Here is an 18,056-nt window from a genome sequence, read left to right on the forward strand (position 1 = left end):
GTCCAGCGTGGTCGGGGCGGTCCACGGCTGGTATTCTGACGCCTCCTCCCGACCCAGGATTCGTTCCCCATGCAGGAAAGCTACGATCCCGCCGCGATCGAGACCGCCGTCCAGCAGCGCTGGGAGGAGGGTGGCTGCTTTGCCGCGCGCGAGGACGATGGCCGCTCGCCGTTCTACTGCCTGTCGATGTTCCCGTATCCCTCGGGAAAGCTGCACATGGGCCATGTGCGCAACTACACCATCGGCGACGTGATCGCCCGCTTCCAGCGCATGCAGGGGCGCAGTGTGCTGCAGCCGATGGGCTGGGATGCCTTCGGGTTGCCGGCCGAGAACGCGGCCATTGCCAACGGCGTACCCCCGGCACGCTGGACCCGCCAGAATATCGCCCAGATGCGCACCCAGCTCAAGCGGCTCGGCTTCGCTTACGACTGGAGCCGGGAAGTCGCGACCTGCGACCCGGACTATTACCGCTGGGAGCAGTGGCTGTTCGTCCGCCTGCTGGAGAAGGGTCTCGTCTACCGCAAGCTGGCCACGGTGAACTGGGATCCGGTGGACCAGACCGTGCTGGCGAACGAACAGGTGATCGACGGCAGGGGCTGGCGCTCGGGCGCGCCGGTGGAGCGGCGCGAGATGCCGCAGTGGTTTCTGCGCATCACCGACTACGCCGATGAACTGCTGGAGGCACTCGACGGGCTGGATGGCTGGCCGGAGCAGGTGCGCGCAATGCAGCGCAACTGGATCGGGCGTTCCGAGGGCGTGGAACTGGATTTCCTCTGCGCGGACGGCGAAAAGCTCACCGTCTACACCACCCGCCCGGATACGCTGATGGGTGTCAGCTACCTGGCCCTGGCCCCCGAACACCCGATGGTGGCGCGCCTGATGACGGTCGATCCCGGTCTGGCGGCCTTTGTCGGGACCTGCCGCAAGCGGGGCGTGGCCGAGGCCGATCTGGCCACGATGGAAAAGCTGGGGCGGCCGCTGGGTGTCCACGCCCGGCACCCGCTCACCGGCGCCGAAGTGCCGGTCTGGGTCGCCAACTTCGTGCTGATGGAGTACGGCACCGGGGCGGTGATGTCGGTTCCGGCGCACGACGAGCGCGACCACGCCTTTGCCAGGCAGTACGGGCTGCCGATCCTGCAGGTCATCGAGCCGATGGACGGCGGCGAATGGGACATCACCGAACGCGCCTACACCGAGCACGGGCGCCTGGTGGCCTCCGGCGCCTTCAGCGGCCTGACGTCCCGGGAGGCCTTCACGGCGATTGCCGAGGCCCTGGAGGCCCGCGGTCTCGGGCGCCGCCGCCGCAACTACCGGCTGCGCGACTGGGGCATCTCGCGGCAGCGTTACTGGGGTTGCCCGATTCCCGTGATTCACTGTGCCGACTGCGGCGTGGTGCCGGTGCCCGAGTCCGAACTGCCGGTGGTGCTGCCCGAGGACGTGATTCCCGATGGTTCCGGGTCTCCACTGGCGAAGCTGGCGTCCTTCCACGAGGTCGACTGCCCGAAATGCGGCCGGCCCGCACGGCGCGAGACCGACACCTTCGACACCTTCTTCGAGTCTTCTTGGTACTACGCCCGCTACTGCTCGGCCGACAACCGCGAAGCCATGCTCGATGCCCGCGCCGACCACTGGTTGCCTGTCGATCAGTACGTGGGCGGTGTCGAGCATGCGGTGCTGCACCTGCTCTATGCGCGTTTCTTCCACAAGCTGCTGCGCGACGAGGGCCTGCTCAAGAGCGACGAGCCCTTTACCCGGCTCCTGACCCAGGGCATGGTCATCGCGCCGACCTTCTACCGGGAGCGTGCCGATGGCGGTCGCGACTGGGTCAATCCCGCCGACGTCGAGGTCAGCCGGACGGCCGATGGCGCGACGGAGGCGCGGGAACGCGCCAATGGTGAGCCAGTGCGGGTCGGCGGAATGGAGAAGATGTCCAAGTCCAAGAACAACGGCGTCGATCCGCAGGCGCTGATCGACCGCTACGGTGCCGATACCGCGCGTCTGTTCACCATGTTCGCCGCGCCGCCGGACCTGTCGCTGGAGTGGTCGGATTCCGGGGTCGAGGGGGCGCATCGCTTCCTGAAGCGCCTGTGGCGGCAGGTCTACGAGTTCACCGGTTCGGAGAGCGCTGCCGTTCGCACTGATCCTGACGCCCTTGGCGGCCCGGCGCGGGACCTGCGGCGCAAGCTGCACGAGACCATCGCCAAGGTCTCCGACGACATCGGCCGGCGTCAGACCTTCAACACGGCCATCGCCGCCAACATGGAACTGTTGAACGAGATCGCCCGGTTGCCCGATTCCGATCCGGCGGCACCAGCCCTGCGGCGGGAGAGCCTGAACGCGATCGTATTGATGCTGGCGCCCATCGTCCCGCATGTCACCCAAGCGCTTTGGGAGACCCTCGGCAATCATGGCATGGTCGCCGACGCCGCCTGGCCCGAGGTGGATACCGATGCCCTCACGGTCGACGAGGTCACCCTGGCGGTGCAGGTCAATGGGAAGCTCCGGGGTCAGATCCGGGTCCCTGTCGACGCGCCCCGGGAAGCCGTCGAAGCGGCGGCGCGTAACGATGCCAATGTGCTCCGGCACCTGCAGGGGCAGAGGGTCGTGAAGGTCATCGTGGTCCCCGGCCGGCTCGTCAACCTGGTGGTCAAGCCCTCGTGAACCGCGCACGACGGCTTTTCGTCCTCCTGCCGGCGGTTCTCGCCTCCGGGTGCGGCTTCAAGCTGCGCGGCGCACCGGATTGGCCGTCGGAACTGGATCCGATCTATATCAGCGGGCTCGGCGTGCGGGACTCCCTGTACCTGATGCTGGTCCAGAATCTGCGCGCGGCAGGAGCCGAGGTGCTTGGCGCACGCTCGCCGGAGGCGGCGGAACTGCGCGTGCTGTCCCTGCGTGACGATCGGCGCGTCCTGTCGGTGACGGGCGCTGCACGGGTCAGTGAATACGAACTGGTGCGGGTGCTGGATACCGAGCTCAGGCTGCCCGGCGAGGCGGAGCCACTGCCCCTGGGCCGTCTGGAGGCCAGCCGGATCTATGTCTTCGATGCAGCGTCGGTTCTCACCCGCAGCGAGCGGGAAGAGGAACTGGCGCAGGCGATGAACCGGGACCTGGTCCGGATGCTGGCTCTGCGTGTGCAGGCCGCGATGCGTGGCCGGCACGGAGGGGCCGACGATTGAGTCCGGCACCGACGGTGGACGCTGCGCGACTGGACGGCGAACTGGCCCGTGGACTTCGGCCGGTTTATGTGATCCTCGGCGAGGAGCCGCTGCAGGCGCTGGAGGCGGGCGACGCGGTCCGAGCAGCGGCCCGCGCTTCCGGATTTGCCGCGCGAACGGTACTGGACCTTTCTGCGGCCGGCGACTGGAATGCCTTCGAGGCCGCGATTCGCGACCGTTCGCTGTTTGCGGAACGCGGACTGATCGACCTGCGCCTGCCCTCCGGGAAGCCCGGGAAGGCCGGGGCCGAGCACCTGAAGCGTTACGCGGAAAGGCCGGCACCGGACCTGGTGCTGCTGCTTCAGCTACCCCGGCCGGACAAGGACATGAGGCGAGCGGCCTGGTTCAAGGCGATGGAACGTGCCGCGAGCGTGGTGCACGCCCGTCCGGTTCCGCCCGCGCGCCTTGGGGCCTGGATCCGCGAGCGGCTGTCGCGGGCCGGGATGACGATCCGTGACGATGCACTGGCACTGCTGTCCGCACGCGTGGAGGGCAATCTGCTGGCCGCGCGGCAGGAGGTAGAAAAACTGACGCTGGCGGGCGTCACCGAGGTCGATGTCGAGACCCTGCAGCAGGGGCTGGCGGATATGGCCCGTTTCGACCTGTTCGAGCTGCCCTCCACGGCGCTGTCCGGGCAGACGGCCCGCGCCCTGCGCATGCTGCGTGGGATGCTGGCGGAGGGACAGCCGGAGCCGCTGATCCTCTGGGCGTTGAGCCGTGACATCCGGGCCCTGGCCCAGGCAGCGCAGCGGCGCGCCGCGGGCGAGGCGCCGGCAAACGTGGTGAAGGGTTTCTGGGGCACGGATGCGGGCGCCCTGCGCAAGGCGCTCGACCGGGTCGATGCGCCGGCGGCGCTCGTCCTGCTGGCGCGTGCGGCGCAGGTGGACCGGGTGATCAAGGGCCGGGAAACGGGCAACGCGGGCAGGCAGTTGCTAGACTTGGTGGCGGCCCTCTCGGGCCGTCCCTTGGAGGGCATGGAGAGCGAATTCGCATGAACGCCGTCAGTTTGCAGCCTCGAGCCATGGTCACGGACATCCCCGCCTACATGCAGGCGATGGGCAGGGATGCCCGCGCCGCATCACGCGTTGTCGCCGAGGCGGAGTCGGGACGCAAGAATACGGCACTGATGGCCATTGCCGATGTGATCATCGGCCAGCGCGGCGCACTGGTCGAGGTGAACAGGCGCGACATCGAGGCCGGACGGGCGCGCGGTCTGGACGATGCGATGCTGGATCGTCTGACCCTGGACGATGCCCGCATCGAGGCGATGGCCGAGGGTTGCCGACAGGTCGCCAGTCTGCCCGATCCGGTGGGTGAGATCACCGGACTGGCCTATCGCCCCAGCGGGATCCAGGTGGGTCGCATGCGGGTGCCCCTCGGAGTGATCGGCATCATCTACGAGTCGCGCCCGAATGTGACCATCGACGCCGCCGCACTGTGCCTGAAGTCCGGCAACGCGACGATTCTGCGCGGTGGTTCCGAGGCCCTGCATTCCAATCGGGCGCTGGCGGAGATCATCCAGGCGGGTCTGGTGGCCTCGGGGCTGCCGCGGACCGCGGTACAGATCGTCGCGACCGCCGACCGCGCGGCCGTGGGCGAGTTGCTGCAGCTGTCGGAGTACGTGGACGTCATCGTGCCGCGCGGCGGCAAGGGCCTGATCGAGCGAGTCAGTCGGGAATCGCGGGTGCCAGTGATCAAGCACCTGGACGGCGTCTGCCATGTCTACATCGACACGCACGCGGATGCCGACAAGGCCTTCGCGGTGGCGGTGAATGCGAAGACCCAACGCTACGGCACCTGCAACACCATGGAGACACTGCTGGTCCATGCCGAGCGCGCGGCCGAGATGCTGCCACGGCTGAAGGCCGCCTATGACCGGCACGGGGTGGAACTGCGGGGCTGCGAACGCACCCGGGCGGTATTGCCGGACATCCAGGCCGCCGCCGAGAGTGACTGGTCGGAGGAGTACCTCGCCCCGGTGCTGGCGGTCCGGGTCGTCGATTCCCTGGACGCCGCGATGGACCACATCAATACCTATGGCTCGCAGCATACCGACAGCATCATCACCGAGGACTGGAGCGCAGCGCGCCGCTTCCTGCGCGCGGTCGACTCCAGCTCGGTGATGGTCAACGCCTCCACGCGTTTTGCCGACGGCTTCGAGTACGGGCTGGGTGCGGAGATCGGCATCAGCACCGACAAGCTGCACGCGCGGGGCCCGGTCGGCCTGGAGGGTCTGACGACCCAGAAGTACGTCGTCCTCGGGGATGGGCATGTCCGCAGTTGAGGGGTTCCCGCGATGATTCGCCCCCAGCCCGGGAGCACGTTCACCGTGTCTCCGGGGCATCGGGGATCCGGGAGCCGTACGGGCCCGTGATCGGCATCCTTGGCGGAACTTTCGATCCCATCCACTTCGGGCACCTGCGTCCGGCACTCGAGGTGCACGAGTGTCTCGGGCTGCGCGAGCTGCTTTTCATCCCCAGCCATGTGCCGCCGCACCGTGCTGCCCCGGCGGCAGCTGCCCGGCATCGGCTGGCCATGGTCGAGCGGGCGATCGCGGGCGTGCCGGGCTTCCGGGTCGACTCCCGGGAGCTGGATCGCGCCGGGCCGTCCTATACCGTCGATACCCTGCGCAGCCTGCGCGGCGAGATCGGGGCGGACGGCCCGCTGCTGCTGATCATGGGCCTGGATGCCTTTGCCGGTCTCGACACGTGGCACCGCTGGCGGGAGATCCCGGCGTTGGCGCACGTCGTGGTCGCACACCGACCCGGCAGTTCCATTCCGGAGCACGCGGCCTACCTCGAACTGGCTCCGGCGACCGAGTCCCGTGCGGGACTGGAAGACAGGGCCTCCGGGCTGGTCTTCTTTCAGTCGGTGACGCAGCTCGACATCTCCGCGACCGACATCCGCGAGCGTCTGCGGGCCGGCCGCAGCCCCCGTTATCTGTTGCCCGACGATGTGCGGGACTACATCACCGAACACGATCTCTACCCACCCGATACCGAGGATCCACAGTGACCCCAGTCCAGGAAACAACCGATGCAGAGTGATAGCCTTGTCGAACTCGTGACCCAGGCCCTGGAAGACATGAAGGGACAGGAGATCCGCGTGCTGGATGTGCGGGGGAAGACCCCGCTCGCGGATTTCATGGTCATCGCCAGCGGTACATCGAACCGGCACGTGAAGTCACTGGCCGACTCGGTGGCGATCAAGGCCAAGGAGTCCGGCGTGAAGCCGCTCGGGATCGAGGGCCAGGACGGCCAGGAATGGGTGCTGGTGGACCTGAACGACGTGATCGTGCATGTGATGCTGCCCAAGGTCAGGGACTTCTACAACCTGGAGAAACTCTGGCTTGCCGAGGATGCCGGCGTGGACACCACGCTGGCGTCGACGGACGATCCGGTTCCCGGGCCGGCCCTGGTCCGGCGCATGCGCCGCTGAGCGTGCCAGCATGCGTCTGCAGTTGCTCGCGATCGGCCAGCGGATGCCGGAGTGGGTGGCCACGGGGTTCGCCGAGTATGCCGGGCGCATGCCGCGGGACATCGCACTGACGCTGCAGGCGCTGCCCAACCCGGCCCGCTCCCGGGCGATGGACACCTCCACGCTGCGCAGGGTGGAGGGTCAGGCCCTGCTGGCGGCCGTTCCCGGGCAGGCGCTGGTGGTGGCGCTGGACGAGGGCGGCGACGTCGTGGACACCAGGGGCATGGCCAGGCGCCTGGCGCGCTGGCAGCAGTCGGGACGGGACGTCGCCCTGGTCATCGGCGGCGCGGCAGGACTGGATGACGCCGTTCGGGAGCGGGCGGACTGGGTCTGGTCGCTGTCGCCGCTGACCTTTCCGCACATGCTGGTTCGCGTCCTCGTGGCCGAGCAGCTCTATCGCGCCTGGTCGTTGCTGAACAACCACCCCTACCACCGCGCATGAGCGGGGCACTGCTGCTCGCCTCCGCTTCGCCGCGCCGCAGGGAGTTGCTGGCACAACTCGGCGTGTCGTTCAGAGTCGCTGCGGTGGACATCGACGAATCCCCGGTCCCCGGCGAGGCGCCGCGCGAGCTGGTGCTGCGCCTGGCGCGCGGCAAGGCGGAGAGCGCCGTGGGGAATAGCGAGCCGGGTCAATGGGTGCTCGGTGCCGATACCGTGGTTGCCGTCGGTAAGGAGATACTCGGCAAGCCGGCAGATGCCGCCGAGGCGGCTGCGATGCTCGAACGCCTTTCGGGCCGCGCGCACACGGTACACAGCGGATTGGCCCTCGCGCGCAGCGGCTTCGCGACCCGCGTGGATGCAGTCAGGACCCGGGTGTGGATGCGCGACATCGCCGCCGACGAGATCGCGGCCTATCTCGCCACCGGGGAGCCGCTCGGAAAGGCCGGCGCTTACGCCATTCAGGGCAGGGCAGCGGCCTTCGTCCGCTTCCTGGCCGGATCCTACAGCAACGTGGTGGGCCTGCCGCTGTTCGAATTGGACGCCATGCTGCGGGAGATCCCCGACCCGCCCGAGCGGATGATCGACTAGTCGATCCCGAGTTTCTTCAGGCGATAGCGCATCTGGCGGAAGCTCAGGCCGAGTGTACGGGCCGCCGCGGTGCGGTTCCCGGCAGCCTGCTCCAGCGCCGCTTCCAGTGCCCTCCGTTCCTGTTCGGCGAGGTGGTCGTCGAGGCCGACGCCATGGGTCGCGGGCATTGACGCGGATTCGGCGTTTCGGTTGCGTTCCGGGAACACCAGCGTGTCGGCGCCGATGAGCGGGCCATCGACCATCACCGCCGCCCGTTCCAGGATATTCTCCAGCTCACGGACATTGCCCGGGAAAGGGTACCCGCAGAGGCGATCCAGCGCCGCCGGCGAAAGCGCCAGACCGGAGATCTGCCATTGCGCGGCGATGTCGCGGAGGATGTGGGCGGCCAACTCGGCGATATCCTCGGGACGTTCCCGCAGTGGCGGGGCCCGGAGTTCGACCACGTTGAGCCGGTAGAAGAGATCCTGCCGGAAGCGGCCGTGCTGCACCTCGTCCGCGAGGTTCTTGTGTGTCGCCGAGACGATGCGCACGTCCACACTCTCCTCGCGGTTGGCCCCCACCGGTTTGATCGCGCGCTCCTGCAGGGCGCGCAGGAGCTTGACCTGCAGGGCCAGCGGCAGTTCCGCGACCTCGTCGAGGAACAGCGTACCGCCGTGTGCCTCCCGGAACAGCCCCGTCTTGTTCTGAATGGCGCCGGTGAACGCACCCTTCTGGTGTCCGAAGAATTCACTCTCCATCAGCTCCGAGGGGATCGCCCCGCAGTTCACCGGAACGAATGGCTGTGCCGAGCGGGGGCCCAGGCGGTGGATTTCGCGAGCCACCAGTTCCTTGCCCGAACCCGACTCGCCCAGCACGATCACCGGGGCCTGGCTGCGTGCCAGCCTGGCGACCGTTGCGCGCAGTTGCATCATCGCCCCGGAGCGTCCGAGTAACGGGCTGGCCCCGTCCTCTTTCACCGGTGCCTGCGCGGCGGGTCCCGGTGCCTCCGGCCTTGCGAGCCGCAGCGCGCTGTCGACCAGCCGCCGCAGCAGCGGCAGGTCCACGGGCTTGGTGACGAAATCGAAGGCGCCCAGCTGCAGGGCCCGCACCGCCGTGTCGACACAGCCATGCGCGGTGATGACCGCCACAGGCAGTTCCGGGCAGTGCCGCTGGATGTGCTGTACGAGCTCCAGGCCGTCGCCGTCGGGCATGCGCATGTCGGTTAGGCAAAGATCGAAACGCTGCTTCCCCAGCAGGTTCACGGCGTGGCGCATGCGCGTGGTGCTGACGGTCTCGATCCCCATGCGCTGCAGGGTGATCTCCAGAAGTTCGCAGATATCCGGTTCATCATCGACGACCAGCACTTGCTTGATGCTCATCTGACGTCCTCAGGGTCTGGCGGAAGCGATCCACATGGCGCGGGCATGATGGACGGTACGCCATCCATTCCAGGTGCAACGGGCGACGGGACACAATGTCCACTCCCCCCGGGTTATCGGCCATTGCACGCCGTTCCTTAACATGTGCTTACATGATGTCAGAATCCGACGGCGCAAACAGGATGCGGAAGCATCCGCCGTGGGGGTGCTGCACGTACTCCAGCCCGGCGCCGTTGTTCTCGCAGATCAGCCGTGAGATGTAGAGGCCGAGCCCCGTGCCCCCCGGCGCGGTCGATGTGAAGGGCTCGAACAGGTCCTCCTGCTCCCCTGGCGCAATCCCCGGACCATGGTCGATCACGTCCAGCGTCACTCCCTTGCGGATCTGCCCGGCTCCGCCGCGCAGGATGATCGGTCCGCTGTCCGGCCCGTCGTGACCTCCGTGCGTCCGGGCGTTCATGCACAGGTTCCACAACACCTGGCTGAGATGCGAGGGGTCGAACAGCACCTCCGAGTCGCGCGGGTGCACGCCGATGTGCAGGGATGTACGGGGAATCCGCAGGCCTGTGCAGAAGTCCTCGGCGAAGCGCTCGAGCCGATCTTCCAGTGACAGCAGCTCCCGTTCGGCCGCCCGGCCGCTGGAGAGTCCGAGCACGTTGCGGATCACGGCATCGACGCGCTTGCTCTGCTTGTGGATGATCTCGAGGAGACGCTGGTCGGCGGCGTCGAGATTGCTGGATTCCCCGAGCAGCTGTGCGCTGTGGCTGATCGCGCCCAGCGGATTGCGGATCTCGTGCGCGATGCTCGCCGTCAGCCGGCCGATCGACTGCAGCTTGGCGGCGTGGTTCCTGCGCTTGAGCTCGGCGGCGTCCTCGAGAATCAGCAACGTTCCCTGTTCACCGTCCAGGCCCAGGGGCGCCAGGCGCACCGCCAGTTCGGTCTGCTCGGCGTCGCCCTGGAGCTGGCGGGACACGGGCCGACCCTGCTCCGCCCGCCAGATCTCCACCAGCGCGGCGAGTCGCGGCGACAGGTCGCGCAGCGCCAGGCCGGATCGCGGCGGCAGCAGGCGGCGTGCCGCCTCGTTGATGCTGCTGATGTTGCCGTCGGGGGCCACCGCGATCACGCCGGCATCCATGCGCGCGATGATCTGCGCGTTGAGTTCGGCGAGGTTGGCCAGGTCCACCTCCTGGCGCGCCACCTGGGCCTCGCTGCGGCCGGCGCGCTGGGCCAGGCGCCAGGTCAGGAGCACTGCCGCGAACAGGGTTGCGCCCAGCAGGCCGGCCTGGGTCGGCGCCGGCTCGAAGGGCCAGGGCATGGCCGGACCCACGGCGAGTTCCGTGATCAGTACCGCCAGGGTCGCCAGGGCGGCGACCAGGAGGCTGATCCGGCCGCTGGTCATCGTCGCGGCGGCAGCAACCGCCGGGATCAGCAGCAGGCCGAGGCCGGTCTGCACGCCACCGGTTGTCAGCAGGATCAGGCTGATGGCGCCGATGTCGACCATTGCCCCGACGATGGCCTGGTGGTTCAGTTGCCTCTGGTCCGTGTCCGGGGCATTTCTTGCAAGCGCCGCCAGCACCACGGCCAGCGCCAGATAGGTGACCGTTGCGAACAGGTAGATTCCCGGCGCTGCAGGCACGAAGCCCGGGTCACCGGGAGCGAGGGTGCCCAGCCAGAGCAGGAATGCGGCGACGAAGAGGCGGTAGAGCGCGGTCAGCCAGAGGGATCGCGAGGTCTCGTCGTGTGCTCCCACCGGGGTTCAGTCGTCGCTGCCGGAGGACTTGTCCTCCAGGGCATGATCGCGCGAACAATACATTTTTGATCCGGATCGGTAGGCCTCGAACTGCGGCACGTGGACACCACAGTGAGCACAGCGCACCACGGCGCCCTGCTCCTTGATCCGTCCCGGCTTCTCGGGCGTCTTTCTGCCCGGGTTCCGCAGCAGCGTGCGCACGATCATGAACACGCCCACGATCGCGGCGATTAGGAGCAGGATTCTCATCCGCAGGATTCTAACACCGACGCTTCCCGCTTCGGATACCTTCCCTTGGGTCACGCAGTCTACGCGCTGGCAGTTGTCGCTGGCCCGGGGGGTCGTTATGCTCCGGTCGCATGAACCTGCACGAATTCCAGGCCAAGGCCCTGTTCCGCTCCGCAGGCATCCCGGTGCCTCCGGCCGAGCTCATTACCAGGATCGGCGATGCCCGGGAGGCATGGCCGCGGCTCGAGTCCGCGAGCGCGCTGGTCAAGGCCCAGGTGCACAGCGGCGGCCGCGGGAAGGCCGGCGGGGTGGTGCACGTGACCGGCCCGGCCGAGGCCGAGGCGGCGGTGGCGAGACTGCTCGGCACACGGCTGGTCACGGGGCAAAGCGGGCCCGAGGGGCTGCCCGTGGACCAGGTCCTGATGGAGCCGGCCGCGGCGATCGCGCGCGAATTCTATTTCGGCATGCTGGTGGATCGGGCGCGGGAGTCGGTGGCGATGGTCGTGTCCGCCGAGGGCGGCATGGATATCGAGACCCTGGCCCGGGAGCGACCGGAGGCCGTGGTGACCATGCAGATCCATCCCGTGACCGGCGTGATGCCGTTTCACGGGCGCCGCGTCGCGCAGGTGCTGGGACTGAAGGCCGAGCCTGCCCGGGCGGTGGCGAAGCTGGTCCACGATGCCCACCGGCTGTTCCAGTCCTCGGATGCCCAGCTGCTGGAGATCAACCCGCTGGTGCTGACCGTGGACGAGCAGCTCCTGGCGCTCGATGGCAAACTGGTGATCGACGACTCCGCGGCCTATCGCCAGCGCGAGATCTTCGGGCTGCGCGATGCCCGCCAGCGGCACGAGGCGGAGGAACGCGCCCAGGAACACGATCTGAACTATATTCGCCTCGACGGCAACATTGGCTGCATGGTCAATGGCGCGGGATTGGCGATGGCGACGATGGACCTGATCCAGTATCACGGCGGACAGCCCGCCAATTTTCTTGACGTGGGCGGCGGCACCACGGTGGAACGCGTGACCGAGGCCTTCAAGCTGATCCTGTCCGACACGGCGGTACGCGCGGTGCTGGTGAATATTTTCGGAGGCATCGTGCGCTGTGACCTGATCGCCGAAGGCATCATCGCCGCGATCCGCGAGGTGCACGTCGCGGTGCCGGTGATCGTGCGCCTGGAGGGCACCAATGCCGAGGCCGGGAGAGAGGCGCTGGCCGCCAGCGGGCTCGATATCCTGGCCGCGGCCGATCTCGACCGCGCCGCACGCGCGGCCGTGGAGGCCGCCGCATGAGCATCCTCGTCGATCGCGAGACTCGGGTGATCTGCCAGGGCTTCACCGGCAAGCAGGGTACCTTCCACTCCGAACAGGCGATCGCCTACGGTACAAACCTCGTCGGCGGCGTGACGCCGGGCAAGGGCGGGCAACGACACCTGGACCTGCCGGTCTTCGACACCGTGGCCCAGGCCGTCAGCGAGGCGGGAGCCCAGGCCAGCATGATCTATGTTCCCGCCGCCTTTGCCGCCGACGCGATCTGCGAGGCGGCCGACGCCGGCATCGAACTGGTGGTCTGCATCACCGAAGGTATTCCGGTCCAGGACATGATCCGGGTGAAGCAGTACCTGGGGCAGACCGCGGCGCGGCTGATCGGTCCCAACTGTCCGGGCATCATCACGCCCGAGGCCTGCAAGATCGGCATCATGCCCGGTTACATTCACAGGCGTGGCCGTGTCGGTATCGTGTCCCGCTCCGGCACCCTGACTTACGAAGCGGTCAAGCAGACCAGTGACCTCGGGCTTGGCCAGAGCACCTGTATCGGGATCGGCGGCGACCCGATCCAGGGCATGGACTTCGTCGATTGCCTGCGGCTGTTCGCCGAGGATCCCGAGACCGAAGGCGTGCTGATGGTCGGCGAGATCGGTGGCGATGCCGAAGAACGCGCGGCGCGTTACATCCGGGAGTCCTACACCAAACCGGTCGCGGCCTACATCGCCGGGGCCACTGCGCCGCCCGGCCGGCGCATGGGGCACGCGGGGGCGATCATCGCCGGAGGGCAGGGCACCGCGCAGCAGAAGATCGCGGCCCTGCGCGACGCGGGTGCGGAGATCGCCGCCAGCCCGGCCGAGCTCGGTGCCGCGATGGCCCGGGCGCTGGCCTAGTCGAGCCGGGTCGCGGGATCCTCGCGTCGATGTCCTCCCCTCCCATGCGCGTGGCCCTGGTGCAGATGAACCCCGTGGTCGGTGCGCTGGGGCGCAATGCCCGGATGATCCTGGACGCCACGGAACGCGCGCGGGCCCGGGGCGCCGCGCTGGTGGTCTGCCCCGAACTCGCGATCACCGGATACCCACCCGAGGATCTGCTGCTCCGGCCAAGATTCCTCGCAGATGCCGCGGCGGAAATCGAATGGCTGGCCGCGCGGGTGCAGGGCATCGATCTGATTCTGGGCGCGCCGGTGGCTACCCCGGAAGGCGTGATCAACGCGGCACTGCTGCTTCGTGAAGGTCGGGTGCAGGCGCAGTATGCGAAGCACACGCTGCCCAACTACAGCGTCTTCGACGAACAGAGGTACTTTCATCACGGGACGGATGCCTCCGTGATCGAGGTTGCGGGTCTGCGTATCGGGCTGACCGTCTGCGAGGACATCTGGCGGCCCGAGCCGGCGGCCCTGGCCGTAGAGGCCGGCGCCGAATTGATCCTGAACCTGAACGCGTCGCCCTACCACCGTGGCAAGGCCTCCGAACGCGAAACGGTGGTCCGGGAGCGCGTGCGAGAGACCGGTTGCCCGGTGATCTATCTCAACATGGTCGGAGGGCAGGACGAACTGGTCTTCGACGGCCGCTCCTTCATGGTTGCCGCCGACGGGGTTGCTCAGCCGCTGCTGCCCGCGTGGATCGCAGGCCTCGCCTTCATCGACGTCGAACGCCAAGCCGATGGCGGTCTGCGTCTGCGCGAGGCCGATGCCGAACTGGAACATCCGCAGCCCGATTCGCTGCTCTGGGGCGACGACGAGGAGGGCGCGGCGGCGGAGCCGGCGGTGCCGGACCCCGAGGCTCTGGACATGTACCGCGCGCTGATGGTCGGCATTCGCGACTACGTACGCAAGAACAACTTCTCCGGGGTGCTCTTTGGCCTGTCCGGGGGCATCGATTCGTCGCTGACGGCGGCGCTGGCCGTGGACGCATTGGGTCCGGATGCCGTCGAGGCGGTGATGATGCCCTACCGCTACACCGCGTCCATGAGCATCGAGGACGCCCGGCAGCAGGCGGTCTTGCTGGGCATCGACTACCGCGAACTGGCCATCGAACCCATGGTCGAGGCCTTCAAGGCCGGACTGCTGGAATCCTTTCCGGATCAGAGCCATGATCCCGGCGATCTCACCGAGCAGAACCTGCAGGCGCGCTGCCGTGGCGTGTTGCTGATGGCGCTGTCGAACCGCACCGGGCGGCTGTTGCTCGCCACCGGCAACAAGAGCGAAATGGCGGTGGGCTATGCGACCCTCTACGGTGACATGGCAGGCGGTTTCGCGCCGCTGCGCGACGTGACCAAGCAATGGGTGTATCGTCTGGCACGCATGCGCAATCGGATCGGGCGTGTGATTCCCGAGCGCGTGATCACGCGACCGCCGAGCGCGGAACTGGCCCCGGATCAGGAAGATGAACACTCTCTGCCGCCGTATCCGGTGCTGGACGCGATCCTCGAGGCATTCGTCGAACAGGAGGCCTCCGTGGACGACATCGTTGCCAGGGGCTTCGAGCGGGAGACAGTGGAGCGCATCACGCGCATGGTCTTTCTCGCCGAATTCAAGCGGCGCCAGGCGGCTCCGGGCGTACGCGTTTCCGCGCGCGCCTTCGGGCGCGACCGGCGTTACCCCATTACCTCCGGTTATCAGGAAAGCCGAAGGTCTGCCATCCAGGCTCAGGAGAATGCATGAAGAAGATTGAAGCGATCATCAAGCCGTTCAAGCTCGAGGACGTACGCGAAGCCTTGACCGAGGCCGGCATCGCCGGAATGACGGCGACGGAGGTGCAGGGCTTCGGCCGCCAGAAGGGGCATACCGAGCTCTATCGCGGCGCCGAATATGTGGTGGACTTTCTGCCCAAGGTCAAGCTGGAGCTCGTGGTCGACGACGATCAGGTCGACTCCTGCATCGAGGCCATCATCAAGGCTTCGCGCACCGGCAAGATCGGAGACGGCAAGATCTTTGTCACAACGGTGGATCGGGCGGTGCGTATCCGTACCGGCGAGGAAGGCAGCGAGGCGCTCTAGTGGGCGATGCGGAAAGTTCGGTACCAGATCGCTTCACCAGAGACGCCGAACTTCCCGCATAGCCCACTCGCCTCTTCGCGGACCCCAGCGGATCAGTTTGCGAAGAAGGGCAGGCGTTCGACCCAGCGGCGAAGCCCGCCCGCTTCCGCGCCCACCGTGATCGGCCTGCCCGCCCGAGCCGCTTCCGCGTGCTCGGGGAAATTCAGTTCCAGGACGGCCATCGTGTTTTCGGCGTGATCCTCGAGGTCCAGCGCACGGTAGCTCTGGTACAGGATCGCCAGTGCCTGTGGCATGACCTCCGCACCCTGGTAGCGCTCGATCACGTACCGCGCACGCTGCGATGCGGCCACCCAGGCCTGGCGTTCCACGTAGAATTCCGCGACCCGGAGTTCGTGGGAAGCCAGTGCATTGCGGATGAAGATCATGCGCTGACGGGAATCCTCCACGTAGCGGCTGTCCGGGAATTCATTGATCAGGCGCCCGAAGTCCTCGAAGGACTGCTGCAGCGGCTTCGTGTCCATCTCCGCCGGGTCCATCGGGAAGAGCCTGGTCAGGAACCCCTGATCGCGATTGAAGTTGATCAGGCCGCGCAGGTAGTAGGCATAGTCGAGGTTGGGATGGCGCGGGTTGAGTTGCACGAAGCGGTCGACGGCGGCCAGTGCGGCCTCGGGCTCCCCCGCCCTGTAGTAGGCGTAGGGAATCTCGATCTGGGCCTGCTGGGCGAAGCGGCCAAAGGGAAAGCGGGCCTCGAGGAGTTCGTAGTATTCCACCGCCTGCTCGTAATTCCCGGCGTCGAGCGCCGCCTTGGCCTCGCCGTAGAGCTGACTTGCCGACCAGTTCAGTGTCGGGTCTTCGCGCAGGCTCGCACAGCCGGACGCGGTTATGATGACGATCAGAACGATCAATGAACGGGCCAGGGACACGGCGGAGCCTCGAAACAGATGCATGACCCCGGGATTCTACAGCAATGCAGCGTGGCCCCGCGTAGCCTCGATGACTGAGAAGCTTTTTACGGAATTGCCGTCCGAACTCGCCGGGATGCGGCTCGATGCTGCGCTCGCGCGGGTCCTCACGGCGTATTCACGAAGTCAGCTCAAGCAGTGGCTGCAGGAAGGCGCGTTGACCGTGGATGGGGGGCAGCCGCTGCCGAGGTCGGTGGTTCGGGGAGGGGAGCAGGTGCGCCTGCGGATTCCCGACACCCCGGCATCCGCGGCCCAGCCTGAGCCCATCGAGCTCAACGTTGTGCATGCGGATGAGGCGATCATCGTAATCGACAAGCCGGCGGGGCTGGTGGTGCACCCCGCCGTCGGCCATCGCGAGGGCACCCTGGTCAATGCGTTGCTGCATTACGCACCGGAACTGGCGGCACTGCCGCGCGCGGGCATCGTGCATCGGCTGGACAAGGAAACGACCGGACTCCTGGTCGTTGCGCGCACGGCTGCGGCCCAGACGGCTCTGGTGCGGCAACTCCAGGAACGCAGCGTGCACCGCGAATATCGTGCGCTGGTGCAGGGCGTGCTGATCAGCGGCGGCACGGTGGACGCGGCGATCGGACGGCATCCCGTGGACCGCAAGCGCATGGCCGTCGTGAGCGGTGGCAAGCCCGCAGTCACCCATTATCGTGTGTTGCAGCGCCTGCGTGCGCACAGCCTGCTGCAGGTGCGCTTGGATACCGGCCGGACGCACCAGATCCGGGTGCACATGGCGCAGATCGGCCATCCGGTGGTGGGCGACCCCGTCTATGGAGGCCGGCCCCGACCGGTGCGCGACATGCAGCCCGAGGCCGCGCAAGCCCTGGCGGCGTTCCGGCGCCAGGCGCTGCATGCGGCCGTGCTCGGTCTGACGCACCCTGTGACGGAAGACGAGTGCCGGTTCGAGGCCCCGCTGCCCGGTGATTTCCGTTCGCTCCTCGACGCGCTGGAGAAGGACGCCGCGCAAAGTCAGGCACGATGACCGAAGTCCCGCTGATCATCCCGGACTGGCCTCTGCCGGCGGGCCTGCGCGCGGTGCAGACCACCCGCAGCGGCGGTGTGAGCCGGGGCCCCTGGGACAGTCTGAACCTTGCCCTGCACACCGGCGACGATCCGGAGGCCGTGCGGGAGAATCGCGAACGGCTCGCCCGCGCGCTGGGCCTAGCCCGGATTCCGTCGTGGCCTCGGCAGGTGCACGGAGCGGTCGTCGTCGAAGCAAGTTCCACGGTTGCCGCAGTGGAGGCCGACGCCGTGGTCGGCCGCACGCCGGGAGAGGTCTGCAGCGTGCAGACCGCGGATTGCCTGCCGGTGCTCTTCTGCAGCCATGACGGCGCGGTGGTGGCGGCCGCGCATGCAGGATGGCGGGGCCTCGCCGGTGGGGTGCTGGAGGCGACGTTGCGGACGATGGCCCGGCCACCGGCGGAGATCATGGCCTGGCTGGGTCCGGCGATCGGCCCCGCGGCCTTCGAGGTCGGTCCCGAGGTGCGCGCCGCCTTCGTCGCCGATCATCCAGCGGCCGCAGCCGCCTTCCGCGCCGGTGCCGGTGACCGGTGGTTCGCGGACATCTACCGCCTGGCGCGGCTGCGCCTGGAACGCGCCGGAGTGGCGGACATCCATGGCGGCGGCCGCTGCACCTACACCGAGTCCGAGACCTTCTTCTCCTACCGCCGCGACGGCGTCTGCGGCCGCATGGCCACCCTGATCTGGCGGGTTTTTTGAGGGTTGCCCCTGAGGCGGGTGCCACGATGCGGAGCCGGCCGCCCGCC

General features: G+C 68.0%; 18 protein-coding genes. 14 read left to right on the plus strand and 4 right to left on the minus strand.

Translation table 11 applies throughout. The features are described from left to right. The first annotated feature begins 69 nt into the window (after positions 1 to 69). The 8 genes from leuS (at position 70) to EA346_RS06490 (ending at position 7,721) form a co-directional block, all read left to right on the plus strand. Positions 70 to 2,661 carry a leucine--tRNA ligase gene (gene leuS, locus EA346_RS06455; protein ID WP_296756823.1) on the plus strand — a complete coding sequence of 864 codons (2,592 nt, stop codon included), beginning with the start codon at positions 70 to 72 and terminating at the stop codon, positions 2,659 to 2,661. Further along, positions 2,658 to 3,176, plus strand: coding sequence for an LPS assembly lipoprotein LptE (gene lptE / locus EA346_RS06460; protein WP_296756826.1), 519 nt, complete (start codon positions 2,658 to 2,660; stop codon positions 3,174 to 3,176). The genes leuS and lptE overlap by 4 nt, the downstream gene beginning before the upstream one ends. Continuing rightward, entirely contained in the window at positions 3,173 to 4,210 is a 1,038-nt protein-coding gene (gene holA / locus EA346_RS06465; RefSeq protein WP_296756828.1) for a DNA polymerase III subunit delta, read from the plus strand. Before lptE ends, holA begins: the two co-directional genes overlap by 4 nt. Then, the gene (locus tag EA346_RS06470; RefSeq protein WP_296756830.1) at positions 4,207 to 5,499 is read left to right on the plus strand and encodes a glutamate-5-semialdehyde dehydrogenase; all 1,293 of its coding nucleotides are present in this window, start codon (positions 4,207 to 4,209) and stop codon (positions 5,497 to 5,499) included. Before holA ends, EA346_RS06470 begins: the two co-directional genes overlap by 4 nt. An 86-nt stretch (positions 5,500 to 5,585) precedes the next feature. After that, entirely contained in the window at positions 5,586 to 6,230 is a 645-nt protein-coding gene (gene nadD, locus EA346_RS06475; protein ID WP_296756832.1) for a nicotinate-nucleotide adenylyltransferase, read from the plus strand. 21 nt (positions 6,231 to 6,251) lie between these two features. Further along, the gene (rsfS, locus tag EA346_RS06480) at positions 6,252 to 6,653 is read left to right on the plus strand and encodes a ribosome silencing factor (RefSeq protein ID WP_296756834.1); all 402 of its coding nucleotides are present in this window, start codon (positions 6,252 to 6,254) and stop codon (positions 6,651 to 6,653) included. A 10-nt stretch (positions 6,654 to 6,663) separates the two neighbouring features. Further along, positions 6,664 to 7,134: a 23S rRNA (pseudouridine(1915)-N(3))-methyltransferase RlmH gene (gene rlmH, locus EA346_RS06485; protein WP_296756836.1), complete on the plus strand. Its 471-nt coding sequence runs from the start codon at positions 6,664 to 6,666 to the stop codon at positions 7,132 to 7,134. Next, positions 7,131 to 7,721, plus strand: coding sequence for a Maf family protein (locus EA346_RS06490; protein ID WP_296756838.1), 591 nt, complete (start codon positions 7,131 to 7,133; stop codon positions 7,719 to 7,721). The genes rlmH and EA346_RS06490 overlap by 4 nt, the downstream gene beginning before the upstream one ends. Here EA346_RS06490 and EA346_RS06495 read toward each other — a convergent pair. The 3 genes from EA346_RS06495 to EA346_RS06505 form a co-directional block, all read right to left on the minus strand. After that, positions 7,718 to 9,079: a sigma-54 dependent transcriptional regulator gene (locus tag EA346_RS06495; protein ID WP_296756840.1), complete on the minus strand. Its 1,362-nt coding sequence runs from the start codon at positions 9,077 to 9,079 to the stop codon at positions 7,718 to 7,720. The genes EA346_RS06490 and EA346_RS06495 overlap by 4 nt on opposite strands. A 148-nt stretch (positions 9,080 to 9,227) precedes the next feature. Further along, a complete protein-coding gene (locus EA346_RS06500) occupies positions 9,228 to 10,826 on the minus strand; it encodes an ATP-binding protein (RefSeq protein WP_296756842.1) in 1,599 nt (532 codons plus the stop codon). Between the two features lie 6 nt (positions 10,827 to 10,832). Further along, on the minus strand, positions 10,833 to 11,075 hold the full coding sequence (locus EA346_RS06505; RefSeq protein WP_296756845.1) for a PP0621 family protein: 243 nt from the start codon (positions 11,073 to 11,075) through the stop codon (positions 10,833 to 10,835). A 110-nt stretch (positions 11,076 to 11,185) separates the two neighbouring features. Here EA346_RS06505 and sucC point away from each other — a divergent pair, with 110 nt between their 5' ends. The 4 genes from sucC to EA346_RS06525 are packed head-to-tail and all read left to right on the plus strand — an operon-like array spanning position 11,186 to position 15,319. Further along, positions 11,186 to 12,346, plus strand: coding sequence for an ADP-forming succinate--CoA ligase subunit beta (gene sucC, locus EA346_RS06510; protein ID WP_296756847.1), 1,161 nt, complete (start codon positions 11,186 to 11,188; stop codon positions 12,344 to 12,346). Next, a complete protein-coding gene (gene sucD, locus EA346_RS06515; protein WP_296756849.1) occupies positions 12,343 to 13,212 on the plus strand; it encodes a succinate--CoA ligase subunit alpha in 870 nt (289 codons plus the stop codon). The genes sucC and sucD overlap by 4 nt, the downstream gene beginning before the upstream one ends. Before the next feature lie 29 nt (positions 13,213 to 13,241). After that, positions 13,242 to 14,984: an NAD+ synthase gene (locus EA346_RS06520; protein WP_296756851.1), complete on the plus strand. Its 1,743-nt coding sequence runs from the start codon at positions 13,242 to 13,244 to the stop codon at positions 14,982 to 14,984. Beyond that, the gene (locus tag EA346_RS06525) at positions 14,981 to 15,319 is read left to right on the plus strand and encodes a P-II family nitrogen regulator (RefSeq protein ID WP_296756853.1); all 339 of its coding nucleotides are present in this window, start codon (positions 14,981 to 14,983) and stop codon (positions 15,317 to 15,319) included. Before EA346_RS06520 ends, EA346_RS06525 begins: the two co-directional genes overlap by 4 nt. Positions 15,320 to 15,411: 92 nt before the next feature. Here EA346_RS06525 and EA346_RS06530 read toward each other — a convergent pair whose 3' ends face one another. Next, positions 15,412 to 16,266 (minus strand): outer membrane protein assembly factor BamD, encoded by an 855-nt coding sequence (locus tag EA346_RS06530; protein WP_296756855.1) that lies wholly within the window; start codon positions 16,264 to 16,266, stop codon positions 15,412 to 15,414. 46 nt (positions 16,267 to 16,312) lie between these two features. On the opposite strand from EA346_RS06530, the gene rluD reads away from it, so the two are divergent. Together rluD and pgeF are read left to right on the plus strand one after the other, a co-directional pair. Next, positions 16,313 to 17,272 carry a 23S rRNA pseudouridine(1911/1915/1917) synthase RluD gene (rluD, locus tag EA346_RS06535; RefSeq protein WP_296756857.1) on the plus strand — a complete coding sequence of 320 codons (960 nt, stop codon included), beginning with the start codon at positions 16,313 to 16,315 and terminating at the stop codon, positions 17,270 to 17,272. After that, positions 17,269 to 18,009 (plus strand): peptidoglycan editing factor PgeF, encoded by a 741-nt coding sequence (pgeF, locus tag EA346_RS06540; RefSeq protein ID WP_296756859.1) that lies wholly within the window; start codon positions 17,269 to 17,271, stop codon positions 18,007 to 18,009. Before rluD ends, pgeF begins: the two co-directional genes overlap by 4 nt. Positions 18,010 to 18,056: the final 47 nt, after the last annotated feature.

Origin of the sequence: Thioalkalivibrio sp., assembly GCF_007692535.1 — a bacterium.
Classification (GTDB): Bacteria; Pseudomonadota; Gammaproteobacteria; order Ectothiorhodospirales; family Ectothiorhodospiraceae; genus Thioalkalivibrio.